Source organism: Gluconacetobacter johannae (genome assembly GCF_014174305.1).
Lineage (GTDB): Bacteria > Pseudomonadota > Alphaproteobacteria > Acetobacterales > Acetobacteraceae > Gluconacetobacter > Gluconacetobacter johannae.
Window position 1 is genome coordinate 146,539 of sequence record NZ_JABEQH010000009.1, and the last position, 15,222, is coordinate 161,760.

Consider the following 15,222-nt stretch of genomic DNA (forward strand, 5'->3'; position numbering starts at 1 on the left):
GTTACAGGGGCAGGACGATCCTGACCTGAAGCCCCCCCAGGCGACTGCCCTGCAGGGTAATGTCGCCGCCATGGGCGCGGACGATGTCGCGCGCGATCGTCAGGCCCAGCCCGGTACCGCCGTCGCGCCCGCTCTCGAACGGGCGGAAGACGGCCTCCTGCTTGTCCGAGGCGATTCCCGGCCCGTCGTCGTCGACGCAGATGATGACTCCGCGCTCGTCGCGCCGGGCGCTCAACGCCACCCGGCCCCCATGCCGGCGGGCATTTTCCAGCAGATTGTCCAGCACGCGCCGGAACGCATCGGGGCGCAGCACCGCATCGACCGGTTTGGGAATGGACACCGACAGGATCACGCCGCCCGCGCGGCGGAAGGCGAAAGCGACCTCGTCCAGCAACTGGCCGACATCGACCGGCACCGGGTTTTCCGCTCCCTCCCCCCGCGCGAAGGACAGGTAGCTTGCGATCATCCGTTCCATTTCCGCGACGTCGCCGACCATGTCGGCCACGTCGGCCTGAAGCTCCCCGGCGTCGATCGTCCCCTGCTGGGGAATCATCGCCAGCGACAGGCGCAGGCGCGTCAGCGGCGTACGCAAATCATGCGACACCCCGGCCAGGACGGCCGTCCTCTGCGCCACGAAACGAAATACCCGTTCCTGCATGCGGTTGAAGGCGATCGCGGCCTTGCGGACCTCCTGCGCGCCTTCGGGATGAATAGGTCCGATATCGCGCCCCAGCCCGAACAGTTCCGCCGCACGGGCCAGCCGCCGGATCGCGCGGACCTGATTACGCATGAAGATGCTGGCGATCAGGAACAGCAGCAGCGTGCTGCCGACGCCCCATGCCACGAACAGCCAGATCGGCGCGACATCCAGCCGCTTGCGCGGCGCCCCGATATCCAGAACCCCGTCCGGCATCTGGATGCGGATATGGACCGTGTGTGGGTCGTCGATCCAGTCGATATAGGTCGGGCGGCCGATCGACGCCCCGAGCGCGTCCGCCAGGTCCTCGTCCATCGGGCCCAGCACGTGGGTGGACCCGGTGCGCCGCAGACGCTGTCCGGGATGCCAGATCATGTCCAGTTGCGTGCGTTCGCGCACCCGACGCGTGATCCACTCCCGGTCGCCCATGGCGTGATAGCGGTCCAGCAGATCCAGCGTCAGGACGATATCCGCCGTCACGCTGCCCGACAGGCGGCGCGAGACGACCTTCAGATAATTGCCGTAGAACAGCTCCAGCGAAATCCCCTGCGTCACCAGCAGCGGGATCAGGATAATCAGCAGGGTACGGCCCAGCAGCGACCGCGGCAGCACCCGGCGGACGGGACGATCCAGGCGGCGCTGCAGGCGCGACATGCGCGATGCCCCACCGCAATCGGCGGAACGTGGATCGAAAACAGCCATCGTGCGCGCCTTCCGTCGTGCCGTGGGGCGTCAGACCCCCGGTTTCAGCACATAGCCCTTGCCGCGCACCGTCTGGAGGTATCGCGGTTCGCGCGGATCGGGCTCGATTCGGCGGCGCAGGCGCGTCACCTGCACGTCCACCGCGCGTTCGCCGATTTCCTCCATGTCCAGGATCCGGGCGATCTCGTCGCGCGACAGGGTTTCGTTCGGCCGGCGCGCCAGGACCGTCAGCAGGGCGACCTCGCCGCCCGTCAGGTGCACACTGCCCTCCGGCCCGTTCAACAGGCCGCGCGCCGGGTCGAATTCCAGCCCGCCCAGGCGGACGACGCGCAGATTGTCCGACGGCGCGGGTGGGGTGAAGCGGCGCAGATGCGCCTTCAGCCGCAACAGCAGCTCCCGGGGCTCGAACGGCTTGCCCAGGTAATCGTCGGCGCCGGCCTCCAGCCCGGTGATCCGGTCCTCGGGGTCGCCGCGCGCCGTCAGCAGCAGGATCGGCAGTTCCTGCCCCTCCTGCCGCAGGGCCCGGGTCAGGTCCAGGCCGTTCTCGCCGGGCATGGTGACGTCCAGCACCATGGCGTCGGGCTGCATGAAGCCCAGCACCTGCCGCGCTTCGGCGGCCGAGGACGCGGCGCTGATGCGAAACCCCTGCTCCGTCAGATAGCGTTGCAGCAACCGTCGCAGGCGCGGATCGTCGTCCACCACCAGAATGTGCGCCCCTGCGATCGACCCATCCCGCGCCACGGCGTCCCGTTCGTCCGTCCCCATCATCCCCTGCCCCGGCGTGAGCGTTCGCCCGTTGCGACGACGGCATCCAGCACACGTCGTGTCCTGTCGTCCATAAGACCCTGCATGACCCGGCGGAACCCCTCGATCGCTGCGGCGCCGACATCGCGATACACGCCCATCAGCTTTTCGCGCTGCACATCGAACAATTGCCGCTCGACCCCGGCGCCGGAGGGCGTCAGGTGCAGCAGCCGCTGCCGCCGGTCCCGGCGCCCGACCTCCTGGCGCACATAGCCCCGCGCCTGCAGATCGCCCAGCGCGCGGCCAAGGCTCTGCTTGGTGATGCCCAGCAGCTCCAGCAATTCGCCCACCGCGATTCCGGGGTGGCGTCCGACCATCTGCAGGATGCGATGATGCGCGTGGCCCAGCCCCAGCGCCTCCAGCAGGGGGGTGGCCACCGAATCGAAATCGCGCCAGGCCAGGATCATCAGTTCCTGGGCCTGGCGCATTTCCTCCTCGCGCAGGAACAGCAGGCCGCTGCCGGCCCCTGCCGCACCGGCCCGTCGCGGCGCGCCCGCCTGGTCGCTCACGCTGCCATCCCGCCGGTTCAGGCTGTCCGTCCCGAAAGAAGACGCTGCTTCATGCGCCCGAAACGCGCGACCCGCGCCAGCCTGCGGTCCAGGAAGGCCGCAACCGCCGCCATATCGTCGCCCCGGGCCAGCCAGAACAGCAGGACCTGCACATAGATCGCGGCCAGCGTGGCCCGCTTGGTGTACCAGGCCGTCCCCTCGGCCCGATCCCCGGCGGCCTCCCAGATCGCATCCACGCTCCGGGCCAGCGTACGGGCCAGCACGTGGCCCCTCCCCGGCACCAGCAGCACGGCCAGCGCGCGGCGAAAGGCGGCCCGGTCGGGGGCGATCCGTTCCAGGCGCAGCAGCATGACCGCCCGGACCCGGCGGCTCAGTCGCGGCTCGTCCAGGTCGCGCGCGACCTCGATCATGTCCCGGTCGATCCGATCGAACCAGGCTTCGACCAGATCCACGGCCCCGCCAGGAAACAGCAGGTCGGCATCCGGCCCCGCGACAGCCCGCAGGATCGCGATGCTCCACCCCGCCCGCCCCGCCACGGGGGCGATGCACTCCAGCGCCGCGTCGCGCGCGGCGCTGCGTTCCGGCCTGCCCGGCGCCAGGCAGGCGGCGGCGCAGCCGGCCATCCGCGTTCCGATCATGCGCGTACTCCGTATCGCCCGATTTCCTCGTCGAAACCCATCTGCCCCAGATCCGTCATCCGCATCGGATAGAGAATACCATCCAGATGGTCATATTCATGCTGCAGGACATTCGCCAGGAACCCCGACGCCACGCCCTGCACCCTCTCGCCCTCGCGGTTCAGGCCCGAATAGGCAATGCGGGCATGACGCGGCACCAGGCCCCGCAGACCGGGAATCGACAGGCAGCCTTCGGGGCGCAACACGATCTCGTCATCGACCGGGTGCAGGACGGGATTTATCAGCACGCTGGTCCCGCACGGCGGGTCATCGGCGCCGGCGCTGCGCTCGGCGGGCACGCGATAGACGAACAGACGCCGCGAGACGTGCACCTGCGGCGCCGCCAGCCCGGCCCCGCGCGCGTCTTCCATCGTCTCGATCATGTCGTCGATCAGGCGGGCGATGTCGGCCGACTGCGGGTCGGCGACCTCGTCCGCGCGGCGCAGCAACACCGGGTGCCCCATCCGGGCGATCTTGAGCAGGGTCACGGTATCAGGCCATCCTCTGTCTTCGATTCGGGTCCGGCGCCCAGGGATTCGCTGCGGGACGACCCCGCGCCGGACGCAGGCGTGCAGTGCCAAAATAGTCTGCCCGAGTCCCCCGGGAAACGGGCGGAATGATTTGTGTTTTCGCCGAAGCCCATGTTATAGGTCCGCCCCACTCGGGAATCGCATGCAGGGCTGGGCTCTGCGGTCATCCCGCATAACGCATTTTCGTGGCCGGCCAGGACAGCCACAAGCAGGAGTTGACGACCAAGTGCAGGTTCTCGTTCGCGACAACAATGTCGACCAGGCTCTCAAGGCGCTCAAGAAGAAGATGCAGCGTGAAGGCATCTTCCGCGAAATGAAGCTGCGTCGCCATTACGAAAAGCCCTCCGAGCGCAAGGCGCGCGAGGCTGCCGAAGCCGTTCGCCGCGCGCGCAAGATGGAGCGCAAGCGTCTGGAGCGCGAAGGGTTCTAATCTGCACCTTCGGGTCAGTTCCCAAAAAAAGGCCGGCATCCCCAGGATGCCGGCCTTTTTTATTGTGCCCTGCCCCGGCTGGCCCCTACCGGATGGCGGGCGGGGCCGCATCCATCAGGCGATGCGACAGATAGACGGCCTCCAGCGCGCGCTCATGCGCGATTTCAGGCGCGTTGACGGTTCCGGAATGGCCGCCCTCGGTATCCTCGTAATACAGGAACGGCACCCCCAGCGCCTGCAGGCGAGCCGCGAAGCGGCGGGCATGGACCGGCCCCACCCGGTCGTCCCGCGTCGAGGTGAAGATGAACGGCTCGGGATAGTCCGTGCCCGCACGCAGCGCCCGCAGCGGCGAGATGCGTTGCAGGAACGCGCGCTGGTCCGGCACGGCCATGCTGCCATATTCGCCGACCCATGACGCGCCGGCGGCCATCGTCTCGTAATGTTCCATGTCCAGCAGCGGCACGCCGATGATGACGGCGTTCCACAATTCCGGATGCTGGGTAAATTCCACGCCCATCAGCAGGCCGCCGTTGGACCGCCCGCGAATCCCCAGGCGGGCGGGCGAGGTCACGCCCCGCCTTTCCAGGTCGCGGGCGACGGCGGCAAAATCGTCGAAGACGCGCTGGCGATGGACGCCTCGCCCGGCCTCGTGCCACGCCGGGCCGAATTCGCCCCCGCCACGGATATTGGCGACGACGTAGACACCGCCGCGCGCCATCCACAGCCGGCCGAATTCCGGATTATAGTCGGGCACCGAGGATAGCTGGAACCCGCCATAGGCCGTCAGCATCGCCGGATTCGCCCCATCAAGGCGCATGTCCTTCCGATGGACGACGAAATAGGGAATGCGGGTTCCATCCGTCGATATCGCCCAGGACTGGTCCACCACCAGGCCGGCAGCATCGAATTGCGGCGGCAACTCCATGATCTTCCGCACGCTGACCGCCGTCGTGTCGGCCAGCCAGAGTTGCGGCGGCGTCACGAAACCGGACACCGACAGGAAGGCCCGCCCCGACCGCTGGTCGGCATCGACCACATGCACCGACATCATGTCCGGCAGGGGCAGCCGGGTCCCGGTCCAGCCTTGCGCCCCGCCCACGGAAGGACGGAACACCCACGCCTGGCCCCGCACGGTGTCCAGCAGCGTCACCACCACCCCGTCGCCCGTCACCGCGACCTCATCGACCGATTGCCGCGCGGTCGGGGTAAAGATGACCTGCGGCGGCGCGGCGCCGGACGGATCGACGGACACCAGGCTACCCGCCGGGACCGGCTTCCCCCCGGCCGGGGTCCAGTCCTGGTTGACCGACAGGATCAGGCGGCTGTGCAGCAGACCATGCACCTCCAGGCGCGTCGGCAGGTCGATCCTCCGCACGCCCTGAGGGGTCAGACGGCTGTATTGCTCCTCGAAAAACGTGACGGCGCGGCGAATCAGCACCAGTCGATGCCCCTCGCCGTCCGTCAGCACCATCGGGTCCACCGCGACGTCGGTACGGCGGCCGCGCATGACCTCCTCGGCGTGGTCCAGCCCCTGGCCGCGATGCAGGCGGCGCACGATGAACGGATAGCCCGACTCGGTCATGTCGCCATTCGCGGCCCCGCCCCAGTCGCGCGCGACCAGCAGCGTATCCCGGTCCAGCCAGACCGCGCCCTGCTTGGAACGGGGCAGCACAAAGCCGCCCGGCACGAAGCGCCCCGTCGCAAGGTCGAATTCCCGCAGGCTCGCCGCATCCTCGCCGCCCTCGGACAAGCGCACGAGGCACGGCCGGTCATCGGGCGTCAGGCACTCCGCCCCCTGGAACACCCAGTCGCGATGTTCCTGCCGGGCCAGCGCGTCGACATCCAGGCGGGTCCTCCAGCGCGGATCCGCCGCGATGAACGACGACACGTCCGATTCGCGCCAGATCCCGCGCGGATGCCCGTCATCCTGCCACAGATTGTAGATGCGCCCCGCCAGGAAGGTCGGCTTGGGAATGCGGTGCCGGTCCTGTTCCACCCCCAGGACGGCGTCGTAGAACCCGCGATAGCGCGAATCGCCCTGCAGCGTCGCGAACGCATGCTGGTTCTGCTGCCGGACCCAGGCAAGGGCATCGGGGCCGGTGACGTCCGACAGAAAGGCCGGCACCCCATCGGCGGCGTGGGCCGGCGGCGACGCCAGCATCGCAATACAGGCAAGGATCGTCCGGATCGTTTTCATGCCGAAAACTGTTCCAGATGATCCGAAGCCGGAAAAGCAAAAAAATGACGGGCGTTGCCCGAACCCACCAGGGCCTGAGGCCCTGGACCCCAATCATGGATGAAAACGACTGGGTTTCCAAAGGGAAGTGCCCTTTGGCAGGTTTCAGGGCAGCGCCCTGAGGCGGGCCGACCTGTTCAGCCGTTCAGCTTGTCCAGTTCGCGCACCACGGCCTCGCCCATCACGGCGGTGCCGACCTGGGCCATGCCGGGGCTCATGATATCGGCGGTGCGAAGACCGCTGGCCAGCACGTTGGACACCGCGGTCTCGATCAGTTCAGCCTCGGCATCCATGCCGAACGAATACCGCAGCAGCATGGAGAACGAGAGGATCTGCGCCAGCGGATTCGCCAGCCCCTTGCCCGCGATGTCCGGCGCGCTGCCATGGATCGGTTCGTACAACGCCGGCCGCTTGCCGGTGGCATCGACCGTGCCCAGGGTCGCCGACGGCAGCATCCCCAGGCTGCCCGTCAGCATCGAAGCCAGGTCGGACAGCAGGTCGCCGAACAGGTTGCCGGTCACGATCACATCGAATTGGCGCGGGTTACGCACCAGCTGCATGGCGCAATTATCCGCCAGCATGTGGCTCAGCTCCACGTCCGGATAGTCCCGCGCGTGCAGGTCGGTCACGACCTCCTTCCACAGCAGGCCACTTTCCATGACGTTGCATTTTTCGACCGAGCACACGCGATTGCCGCGCTGACGCGCCAGATCGAAGGCGACGCGGGCGACGCGCTCGATCTCGGCCGTGGTGTAGACTTCGGTATTGATGCCGCGCTTCGTGCCGTCTGGCAGGGTCTCGATCCCGCGCGGCTCGCCGAAATAGATGCCGCCCACGGTTTCGCGCACGATCATGATGTCCAGGCCGGCCACCACGTCGGGCTTCAGGGTGCTGGCATCGACAAGCGCGTCGAACACCTTGGCGGGACGCAGGTTGGCGAACAGCCCCAGTTCCTGGCGCAGCTTCAGGATCGCGACCTCGGGACGGCGGTCGAAGCCGACCGACGCCCATTTCGGATCGCCGACCGAACCGAACAGAACGGCGTCGGCCGCCTTCGCCGCCTGGATCACCTCGTCACGGATCGGCACCCCGTGCACCGCAAGCGATGCCCCGCCGACCAGATCCTCGGAAATATCGAAGGAAATCCCGCGCGCGCGGCTCATCCACGCCACGACGCGCGCGACCTCGTTCATCACTTCGGGGCCGATCCCGTCGCCGGGCAGGACCAGGAGTTTCTTCGTGACGGTCATCTTGTTCTTTCCATCCTGATAAGGCGCGCGCGGACGCTCAGTCGATGACGATCCGCGTCTGCCAGGGCTGGGCCTGCTGCCGGGCGGTTTCGAACGTGCCGATCGCGCCCTCGTGCTGCAGGGTCTGGCCGATATCGTCCAGCCCTTCCAGCAGCAGGTGCTTGCGTAGCGGGTCGATGTCGAACCCGATCTCGGCGCCGTCGGGGCGGATTACCACCTGGCGTTCCAGATCGACCGTCAGCCGTCCGTTCCCGCCCAGGCGCGCGTCGTCCATCAGCATGTCGCAGATTTCGCGCGGCAGCCGGATCGGCACGATCCCGTTCTTGAAGCAGTTGTTGAAGAAGATATCGGCGAACGACGGCGCAATCACGCAGCGGATGCCGAAATCCAGCAGCGCCCACGGCGCATGCTCGCGCGACGACCCGCAGCCCAGGTTATCGTAGGTAATCAGGATCCCGGCCTTGCGGTAGGGCTCCCGGTTCAGCACGAAATCCGGCTTCTCCGATCCGTCGGGATAGTAGCGCATGCCGTCGAACGCATGCACCCCCAGACCCGACCGCTTGGTCGTCTTGAGGAAACGGGCCGGGATGATCTTGTCCGTGTCGATGTTGGCTTCGGGCAGCGGCGCCGCGATCGCGGTCAGAACGGTGAATTTGTCCATGGTTCAGATCAGCTCCCGCACGTCCGTCAGATGTCCCGTCACCGCCGCCGCCGCCGCCATCGCGGGCGACAGCAGGTGGGTGCGTCCCCCCGGCCCCTGGCGCCCCTCGAAATTGCGGTTGGAGGTCGAGGCGCACCGCTGCCCCGGCGTCAGCCTGTCCGGGTTCATGCCCAGGCACATGGAACATCCGGCCTCGCGCCATTCGAACCCGGCATCGCGGAAGATGCGGTCCAGCCCTTCTTCCTCGGCCTGCGCCTTCACGATGCCCGAGCCGGGCACCACCATCGCCCGCACACCCTCGGCCACATGCCGTCCGCCGATGACGGAGGCGGCCGAGCGCAGATCCTCGATCCGGCTGTTGGTGCACGACCCGATGAAGACCACGTCGACGGGCACGCCGGCGATCTTCTGCCCGGCTTCCAGCCCCATGTAGTCGAGCATGCGCTGCATCTGCGCGCGCCGGGCCTCGTCCGCCTGCGCCTGCGGATCGGGAACCGTACCGGTGATGGGGATGACGGCCTCGGGGCTGGTGCCCCAGGTCAGCGACGGGGCGATGTCCTCGGCGCGGAGTTCGACGACCTTGTCGTACTGTGCGCCCTCATCGGCGGCCAGGGTCTTCCAGTACGCCACCGCCTGTTCGAAGGCCTCGCCCTTCGGCGCGAAGGGACGGCCGCGCACGTACTCGAACGTCGTCTCGTCCGGCGCAACCAGGCCCGCGCGCGCGCCCGCCTCGATCGACATGTTGCAGATCGTCATCCGGCCGGCCATGTCCAGCCCCCGGATCGTCGATCCGGTGAATTCGATCACATGGCCGGTGCCGCCCGCCGTGCCGATCGTGCCGATGATCGCCAGCATCACGTCCTTGGCGGTCACGCCCGGACCCAGCGGCCCCTCGACCGCCACCTTCATGTTCCGCGCGGGCTTTTGCAGCAGGGTCTGGGTGGCCATCACGTGCTCGACCTCGGAGGTGCCGATGCCGAACGCCAGCGCCCCCAGCGCGCCATGGGTCGAGGTATGGCTGTCGCCGCAGACGATGGTCATGCCGGGCAGGGAAATCCCCTGCTCGGGCCCCACCACATGCACGATGCCCTGCCGCGCGGACAGCAGCGGGAAATACGGCACGCCGAATTCGCGGACGTTGCGCTCCAGCGTCTCGATCTGGTTCCGGCTCTCGGGTTCCTCGATCGGCAGGGTGCGGTCCGACGTCGGGACGTTATGATCCACCACCGCGATGGTGGCGTCGGGCCGGCGCAGCCGGCGACCGCTCATCCGCAGCCCCTCGAAGGCCTGCGGGCTGGTGACCTCGTGGACCAGATGCCGGTCGATATAGAGAATCGCAGTCCCGTCCGGAAGGCGCTCCACGACATGGCTGTCCCATATCTTGTCGAACAGCGTGCGTGCGGCCATCGGTAATTCCCTCCTCCGGAACGGGATAACGGCCCCGGTCCCCGCCACGCGCCGTCGGGCGCATGGCGGGGCGAACGGACCCGGAATAATCAGAATGGGGCCGCGCACCCGCGCCCGAAAGGGGCGCGGGGCGCGCGGCGCCAGGCGTCAGGCCTGGGCTTCGGTCGTCACCGTTTCGCGCGCGCGCTCGGCGATACGCGCCGACTTGCCGCGACGGCCACGCAGGTAATACAGCTTCGCACGACGGACGGCGCCGCGACGCACCACCTTGATCTCGGCAAGCGTGGGGGAATAGAGCGGGAACACGCGCTCCACGCCCTCGCCGTTCGAAATCTTGCGGACCGTGAAGTTGCTGTTCAGCCCCTTGTTCGACCGCGCAATCACCACGCCCTCATAGGCCTGGACGCGCTGGCGCTCGCCCTCGACTACGCGGACGGACACGCGGACCGTGTCGCCGGGGCCGAATTCGGGCACCGCGCGGGCGGCGGTGAGGCGCGCAATCTCGTCGGCCTCGTACTGCTGGATAATGTTCATGATCGAGTCCCTCGCTTGATAAACGTCTGTCAGTGCAGCCGCTCCGGATCAGCCGCAAGGCTGACCGGGCCGCCGGTGTCTTGGCCGGTACGGGCAAGATGGGCGGCCCACAGATCGGGCCGGCGCATCCGTGTCGCCGTCTCGGATTCAGTCTGCCGCCATCCGGCGATGGCGGCGTGATGACCGGACAGCAGGATGTCGGGCACGTCGCGCCCCTCCCAGCTCGCCGGCTTGGTGTAATGCGGATATTCCAGCAGCCCGTCGGAAAAGCTCTCCTCCGTGCCGCTGGCCTCGGACCCCATGACGCCGGGGATCAGCCGGACGCAGGAATCCAGCAGCACCAGCGCCGCCATCTCCCCGCCCGACAGGATGTAGTCGCCGATCGAGACCTGTTCGACCTGCTCGGCCTCCAGCACCCGTTCGTCGATCCCCTCGTACCGCCCGCACAGCAGCACCAGGCCCGGCCCGGCGGCATAGCGGCGGACATCGTCCTGGCGCAGCGGGCGGCCGCGCGGCGTGGGATAGACCAGCGGCCGGCCCGCGCGCCCGACATCGCGGATCGCGGCGGACACCACATCCGGGCGCATGACCATGCCGGCCCCGCCCCCGAACGGCGTGTCGTCCACCACGCGATGGCGGCCGATGCCATAGTCCCGCAGGCTGCGGGCCTCGACGGACCACACCCCCTGTTCCAGCGCCCGGCCGGCCAGCGACTGGCCGAGCGGACCGGGGAACATATCCGGAAACAGCGTCAGCGCCGTCGCCCGCCACGTCATGACGACACCACCTCGACGGTCGCGTCGCGCGACAGGTCGCCCTGCACCTCAACCTCGTCGGGCAGGACCACCACGATCCGGCCCGCCGCGATATCGACGACGGGAACGCAGGCTTGGGTAAACGGCAGGATCAGGGTTCGCCCCTCGCCGCCGATCTCCAGGCTGACCCCGGCGCCGTAATCGTGGACGACCAGCACGCGCCCCAGGGGGGCATCACTTCCCTGCTGCACGACCGACAGGCCGATCAGGTCGGTGAAGTAGAATTCGTCCTGATCGGGTTCCGGCAGGCGGTCGCGCGCGACATAGAGCTGCCGGTTGACCAGCGCCTGCGCGGCGTCGCGCCCGGCCAGCGGCTGGCCGGAGGCGTCGCGCAGTTCGGCGATGCCCTCGCCGCGCCAGCGCAGGGTCCAGACCTGCCCCCGGTCGTCGGTCAGCGCCCCGTAGGCAGCCAGGTCCTCCGCCACGGCGGCGTAGCTGTGCACGCGCACCAGCCCCCGCACGCCATGCGGACGTCCCACCACACCCATCAGGATACGATCGCGATCCACCGGTTCAGCCTGCCTGCCGTCCTATCCGCTGCGTGCGAAATCAGGCCGCGGCGGCGGCGGCGGCAGCAGCCGCACGCTCCTGCGCGCGCTTCTTCGGCGCCGACTTCTTGGGCTGCTCGTTATAGGCGGGCTTCGGCGTCAGGCCGGCATTGCCCAGGAAGCGGGCGACGCGGTCGGTCGGCAGGGCGCCCTGCGACAGCCAGTGGGTGATGCGCTCGGCCACCAGGCGCACGCGGTCGGCGTGCTCGGACGGCAGCATCGGGTTGTAGGCGCCCACCTTCTCGATGAAACGGCCATCGCGCGGCGAACGGCTGTCGGCGATCACGATGTGGTAGTACGGACGCTTCTTCGCACCGGCGCGGGCAAGGCGGATCTTGAGGCTCATTGAGACAATTCTCCGAAGTTGATCTCTGGGTATGGACAAAAGCGAAACGGAAGTGCCGGAACGTTCGTCAGAACGGACGGCCACCGGGCGGTTTCGCTCCTTTCGGCATGAAAGCGGACATCCCCTGGCGCATGAGACCCTTCATGCCGAGCTTGTTGATCCGCTTCATCATCGTGGACATGTCGTCGAACTGCTTCAGCAGCCGGTTGATGTCCTGAACACTGGTCCCCGACCCGGCGGCGATGCGCTTCTTGCGCGACGCCTTGATGATGGCGGGCGTCTTGCGCTCCGCCCGGGTCATCGACGAAATGATGGCCTGGTGACGCTTGAGGACCGACGTATCGAGGTCCTTGTCGCCCAGCGCCTGCTTGACCTTGCCCATGCCGGGCAGCATGTCGAGAATGCCCGACAGCGACCCCATCTTGGCGATCTGGCGGATCTGCGCGGCATAATCGTCAAGGTCGAACTGCCCCTTCATCATCTTGAGGGCGATCTTCTCGCTCTCTTCATGATCCAGGGTGTCGGCGGCCTTCTCCACCAGGCCCGCGATGTCGCCCAGGCCCAGGATGCGGCCGGCCACGCGCTCGGGGTGGAACTCCTCCAGCGCGTCCAGCTTCTCGCCCGAGCCGGTCAGCTTGATCGGCGCGCCGGTGATGGCGCGCATCGACAGCGCCGCGCCGCCACGGGCGTCGCCGTCCATGCGGGTCATGACCACGCCGGTCACGCCCACGGCCTCGTTGAAGGCCTTCGCGGTGTTCACCGCGTCCTGGCCGGTCATCGCATCGACGACCAGCAGCGTCTCGGCCGGCTGGGTCTCGGCGCGGATGGCCCGCACCTCGTCCATCAGCGCCTCGTCGATCGACAGGCGGCCGGCGGTGTCGAGGATGACGACGTCGAAGCCTTCGCGCCGCCCGGTGTCCATGGCGCGCCGCGCGATCTCGACCGGGGTCTGGCCCGGCACGATCGGCAGCGAGGGCACGCCCGCGCGCTCGGCCAGCTGCGCCAGCTGCAACTGCGCGGCCGGGCGCTGGGTGTCCAGGCTGGCCAGCAGGACCTTCCGGCGCTCGCGCGTGGCCAGGCGCAGGGCGATCTTGCCCGAGGTGGTGGTCTTGCCCGAGCCCTGCAACCCGACCATCAGGATCGGCACCGGCGCCACGGCGTTCAGGTTCAGCGGGACGGCGCCCGCGCCGCCCAGCGCGTCGATCAGCGCGTCATTGACGATCTTGGCGACCGCCTGGCCGGGCGAGATGCTGTCCAGCACCTCGTGCCCCACGGCGCGTTCGCGGACGCGGGTGACGAAGTCCTTGACGACCGGCAGCGCCACGTCGGCGTCCAGCATCGCCAGACGCACTTCCCGCATCGCCTCGGTCACATCGGCCTCGGACAGCGCCCCCCGCTTGGCGAGGCCGTCGAACACACCGGAGAGCTTGCCTGAAAGCGCCTCGAACAAAGGACATTCACCCCAAAAGAAGTCGAGCCACTGCGCGAATACTCGCGGAGTGGCGTTCCTGATTTCGGGGGAGGCTTTACGCCCCCTCCCCCCGAGTGTCAATGATATTGCCTCTCCGCCCTGTCGGCGGCCGGCGAATCCGGTCCCGGCGGCCCGAGGGTCGCCGGGACCGACCGGTTATTTCCCCGCGTCGTCCTCGGCGGGCTTCATCACCTGGTGCATCTGCTCGCGCAACGCGCGGATCTTGTCCTGCCGGGCCTTGGCCTGCGTCAGCTGGGCCGGGGTCAGGATGTCGTGGATCTTCACCGCGACGTCCAGGCGCTCGGCTTCGCCTTTCTGACGCAGGGCGTCGATCTGCTGGGTCAGCGCCGTCAGCTTCGCCCGGTCGACCGGCCCCGGCGCCATCAGGATATCCTCGATCTGCCGGTGCAGGGCGCGCACCTGCTGCCAGTCGCCCTTGCGGTCCTTATGCGCCCCTTCGAAGACCGCATGGATCTGCTTGCGCTGCGCCGGCGTCAGCTTCAGGCCCGCCAGGAACATCATGCCGCCATGCATGCCGTGCCCGTGGAAGCCGCCATGCATCTCGCCCCCATGCGGCGGGGGCGGCGGCATGTCCTGCGCCGTGGCCGCGGCGGCGCCGCCCACCAGGGTCGTCAGGACCGTCGCGGCAAGAATCGTTTTTCTGAACATCGCTGGATCTCTCCACATTCCCTGTCCGGGACATCGTCCCGGCGTGACAAGAGGAATGTAACCACAGACCCGTGTGAGGAAATCCGGCCAATATGCTACGAAATGTAAGCGATTGGCCCTATCCCTTGGGGGCAGCGCCTCCGCCGCGCGGCCGTTCGGCCGGCAGCATCTCGCCGGTGGCGGCGTAATAGACCCGTTCGGCGATGTTGGTCGCGTGGTCGCCGATCCGCTCCAGGTTCTTGGCGATGAACAGCAGATGCGTGCAGGACCGGATCGTGCGCGGGTCCTCCATCATGTAGGTCACCAGTTCGCGGAACATCGCGGTATACAGTTCGTCCACCACCGTGTCGGACTGCCAGACCTCCACCGCGCGGGCGACGTCCTTGCTGGACAGGGCCTCGATCGTGCGATGCAGGTTTTCCTGCACCAGCCGGCCCATGCTGCGCAGGCCGCCCAGCGGGATCTCGCTGCTCGGCGCCTCGACCTTCAGCGAACGCTTGGCGACGCTGGCCGCGTAGTCGCCGATGCGTTCAAGGTCGCCGGTGATCTTCAGCGCGGCCACGATCTCGCGCAGGTCGCCGGCCAGCGGCGCGCGCAGCGCCAGCAGGCGGATGGCCAGCGCCTCGACATCGCGCTCCAGCGCATCCACCTGCGGGTCCAGCACCTGCGCCTCGTGCGCGGCGGCCACATCGCCGTCCACGATCGCCAGGACCGCCAGCGCCGTCTGGCGCTCCACGATGCCGCCCATCCGCGTCATCAGGGCGCGGAGCCGCGTCAGTTCCTGCTCGTAGCTGCTGACGGTGTGCGCGTGTTCGTTTGCCACGGTTCCCACTCCCTCGTTCAGCCGAAGCGGCCGGTGATGTAATCCTGCGTGCGGCGTTCGCGCGGGGCGGTGAACATCCGGTCCGCGCTGTCGACCTCGACCAGTTCGCCCAG

The 15,222-nt window shown here is 68.3% G+C and carries 17 protein-coding genes and 1 pseudogene; 1 reads left to right on the top strand and 17 read right to left on the bottom strand.

The window, feature by feature from the left end; genetic code table 11:
* Nucleotide 1: 1 nt before the first annotated feature.
* The 5 genes from HLH21_RS08445 to def all read right to left on the bottom strand — a co-directional run bounded on the left by HLH21_RS08445 (nt 2) and on the right by def (nt 3,877).
* Nucleotides 2–1,351 (bottom strand): sensor histidine kinase, encoded by a 1,350-nt coding sequence (locus HLH21_RS08445; protein WP_182943280.1) that lies wholly within the window; start codon nt 1,349–1,351, stop codon nt 2–4.
* Nucleotides 1,352–1,429: 78 nt separating this feature from the next.
* Complete coding sequence (locus HLH21_RS08450) at nt 1,430–2,164, bottom strand: response regulator (protein ID WP_182943284.1); 735 nt, start codon at nt 2,162–2,164, stop codon at nt 1,430–1,432.
* Complete coding sequence (locus tag HLH21_RS08455) at nt 2,164–2,631, bottom strand: MarR family winged helix-turn-helix transcriptional regulator (RefSeq protein WP_182943282.1); 468 nt, start codon at nt 2,629–2,631, stop codon at nt 2,164–2,166. Before HLH21_RS08455 ends, HLH21_RS08450 begins: the two co-directional genes overlap by 1 nt.
* Nucleotides 2,632–2,729: 98 nt before the next feature.
* Entirely contained in the window at nt 2,730–3,350 is a 621-nt protein-coding gene (locus HLH21_RS08460) for a COQ9 family protein (RefSeq protein ID WP_182943231.1), read from the bottom strand.
* Entirely contained in the window at nt 3,347–3,877 is a 531-nt protein-coding gene (gene def / locus HLH21_RS08465; protein ID WP_182943233.1) for a peptide deformylase, read from the bottom strand. The genes HLH21_RS08460 and def overlap by 4 nt, the downstream gene beginning before the upstream one ends.
* A 268-nt stretch (nt 3,878–4,145) precedes the next feature.
* Between def and rpsU the strand changes: the two genes are divergently transcribed.
* Nucleotides 4,146–4,349, top strand: coding sequence for a 30S ribosomal protein S21 (rpsU, locus tag HLH21_RS08470; protein ID WP_010506446.1), 204 nt, complete (start codon nt 4,146–4,148; stop codon nt 4,347–4,349).
* An 85-nt stretch (nt 4,350–4,434) separates the two neighbouring features.
* On the opposite strand, the gene HLH21_RS08475 is transcribed toward rpsU, so the two are convergent.
* From HLH21_RS08475 to HLH21_RS16995, 12 genes and pseudogenes are all read right to left on the bottom strand, one after another.
* Entirely contained in the window at nt 4,435–6,546 is a 2,112-nt protein-coding gene (locus HLH21_RS08475; RefSeq protein ID WP_246379416.1) for a prolyl oligopeptidase family serine peptidase, read from the bottom strand.
* A 176-nt stretch (nt 6,547–6,722) separates the two neighbouring features.
* Nucleotides 6,723–7,835, bottom strand: coding sequence for a 3-isopropylmalate dehydrogenase (gene leuB / locus HLH21_RS08480; RefSeq protein ID WP_182943235.1), 1,113 nt, complete (start codon nt 7,833–7,835; stop codon nt 6,723–6,725).
* 37 nt (nt 7,836–7,872) lie between these two features.
* Nucleotides 7,873–8,496: a 3-isopropylmalate dehydratase small subunit gene (gene leuD / locus HLH21_RS08485; protein ID WP_182943237.1), complete on the bottom strand. Its 624-nt coding sequence runs from the start codon at nt 8,494–8,496 to the stop codon at nt 7,873–7,875.
* Nucleotides 8,497–8,499: 3 nt separating this feature from the next.
* A complete protein-coding gene (gene leuC, locus HLH21_RS08490; protein ID WP_182943239.1) occupies nt 8,500–9,903 on the bottom strand; it encodes a 3-isopropylmalate dehydratase large subunit in 1,404 nt (467 codons plus the stop codon).
* Nucleotides 9,904–10,050: 147 nt separating this feature from the next.
* Nucleotides 10,051–10,437, bottom strand: a complete 387-nt coding sequence (gene rplS / locus HLH21_RS08495; RefSeq protein ID WP_182943241.1) for a 50S ribosomal protein L19 — start codon at nt 10,435–10,437, stop codon at nt 10,051–10,053.
* 29 nt (nt 10,438–10,466) lie between these two features.
* Nucleotides 10,467–11,213: a tRNA (guanosine(37)-N1)-methyltransferase TrmD gene (trmD, locus tag HLH21_RS08500; RefSeq protein WP_182943243.1), complete on the bottom strand. Its 747-nt coding sequence runs from the start codon at nt 11,211–11,213 to the stop codon at nt 10,467–10,469.
* On the bottom strand, nt 11,210–11,761 hold the full coding sequence (rimM, locus tag HLH21_RS08505; protein WP_182943245.1) for a ribosome maturation factor RimM: 552 nt from the start codon (nt 11,759–11,761) through the stop codon (nt 11,210–11,212). The genes trmD and rimM overlap by 4 nt, the downstream gene beginning before the upstream one ends.
* A 40-nt stretch (nt 11,762–11,801) precedes the next feature.
* Nucleotides 11,802–12,146 (bottom strand): 30S ribosomal protein S16, encoded by a 345-nt coding sequence (gene rpsP, locus HLH21_RS08510; RefSeq protein ID WP_182943247.1) that lies wholly within the window; start codon nt 12,144–12,146, stop codon nt 11,802–11,804.
* A gap of 67 nt (nt 12,147–12,213) precedes the next feature.
* Nucleotides 12,214–13,596 (bottom strand): signal recognition particle protein, encoded by a 1,383-nt coding sequence (gene ffh, locus HLH21_RS08515; protein WP_182943249.1) that lies wholly within the window; start codon nt 13,594–13,596, stop codon nt 12,214–12,216.
* A gap of 177 nt (nt 13,597–13,773) precedes the next feature.
* Nucleotides 13,774–14,286: a Spy/CpxP family protein refolding chaperone gene (locus HLH21_RS08520; RefSeq protein ID WP_182943251.1), complete on the bottom strand. Its 513-nt coding sequence runs from the start codon at nt 14,284–14,286 to the stop codon at nt 13,774–13,776.
* Nucleotides 14,287–14,404: 118 nt separating this feature from the next.
* On the bottom strand, nt 14,405–15,109 hold the full coding sequence (phoU, locus tag HLH21_RS08525; RefSeq protein ID WP_182943253.1) for a phosphate signaling complex protein PhoU: 705 nt from the start codon (nt 15,107–15,109) through the stop codon (nt 14,405–14,407).
* Nucleotides 15,110–15,126: 17 nt separating this feature from the next.
* Nucleotides 15,127–15,222 (bottom strand): annotated as a pseudogene (locus HLH21_RS16995) (phosphate ABC transporter ATP-binding protein); the annotation flags it as partial.

What these genes read in the sequence shown, in the direction of transcription:
- leuC (WP_182943239.1), bottom strand. Translation starts at nt 9,903, where the DNA reads ATGGCCGCACGCACGCTGTTCGACAAGATATGGGACAGCCATGTCGTG.
- HLH21_RS08445 (WP_182943280.1), bottom strand. Translation starts at nt 1,351, where the DNA reads ATGTCGCGCCTGCAGCGCCGCCTGGATCGTCCCGTCCGCCGGGTGCTG.
- trmD (WP_182943243.1), bottom strand. Translation starts at nt 11,213, where the DNA reads ATGACGTGGCGGGCGACGGCGCTGACGCTGTTTCCGGATATGTTCCCC.
- leuD (WP_182943237.1), bottom strand. Translation starts at nt 8,496, where the DNA reads ATGGACAAATTCACCGTTCTGACCGCGATCGCGGCGCCGCTGCCCGAA.
- HLH21_RS08475 (WP_246379416.1), bottom strand. Translation starts at nt 6,546, where the DNA reads ATGAAAACGATCCGGACGATCCTTGCCTGTATTGCGATGCTGGCGTCG.
- HLH21_RS08460 (WP_182943231.1), bottom strand. Translation starts at nt 3,350, where the DNA reads ATGATCGGAACGCGGATGGCCGGCTGCGCCGCCGCCTGCCTGGCGCCG.
- HLH21_RS08450 (WP_182943284.1), bottom strand. Translation starts at nt 2,164, where the DNA reads ATGGGGACGGACGAACGGGACGCCGTGGCGCGGGATGGGTCGATCGCA.
- rpsP (WP_182943247.1), bottom strand. Translation starts at nt 12,146, where the DNA reads ATGAGCCTCAAGATCCGCCTTGCCCGCGCCGGTGCGAAGAAGCGTCCG.
- leuB (WP_182943235.1), bottom strand. Translation starts at nt 7,835, where the DNA reads ATGACCGTCACGAAGAAACTCCTGGTCCTGCCCGGCGACGGGATCGGC.
- rplS (WP_182943241.1), bottom strand. Translation starts at nt 10,437, where the DNA reads ATGAACATTATCCAGCAGTACGAGGCCGACGAGATTGCGCGCCTCACC.
- HLH21_RS08520 (WP_182943251.1), bottom strand. Translation starts at nt 14,286, where the DNA reads ATGTTCAGAAAAACGATTCTTGCCGCGACGGTCCTGACGACCCTGGTG.
- HLH21_RS08455 (WP_182943282.1), bottom strand. Translation starts at nt 2,631, where the DNA reads ATGCGCCAGGCCCAGGAACTGATGATCCTGGCCTGGCGCGATTTCGAT.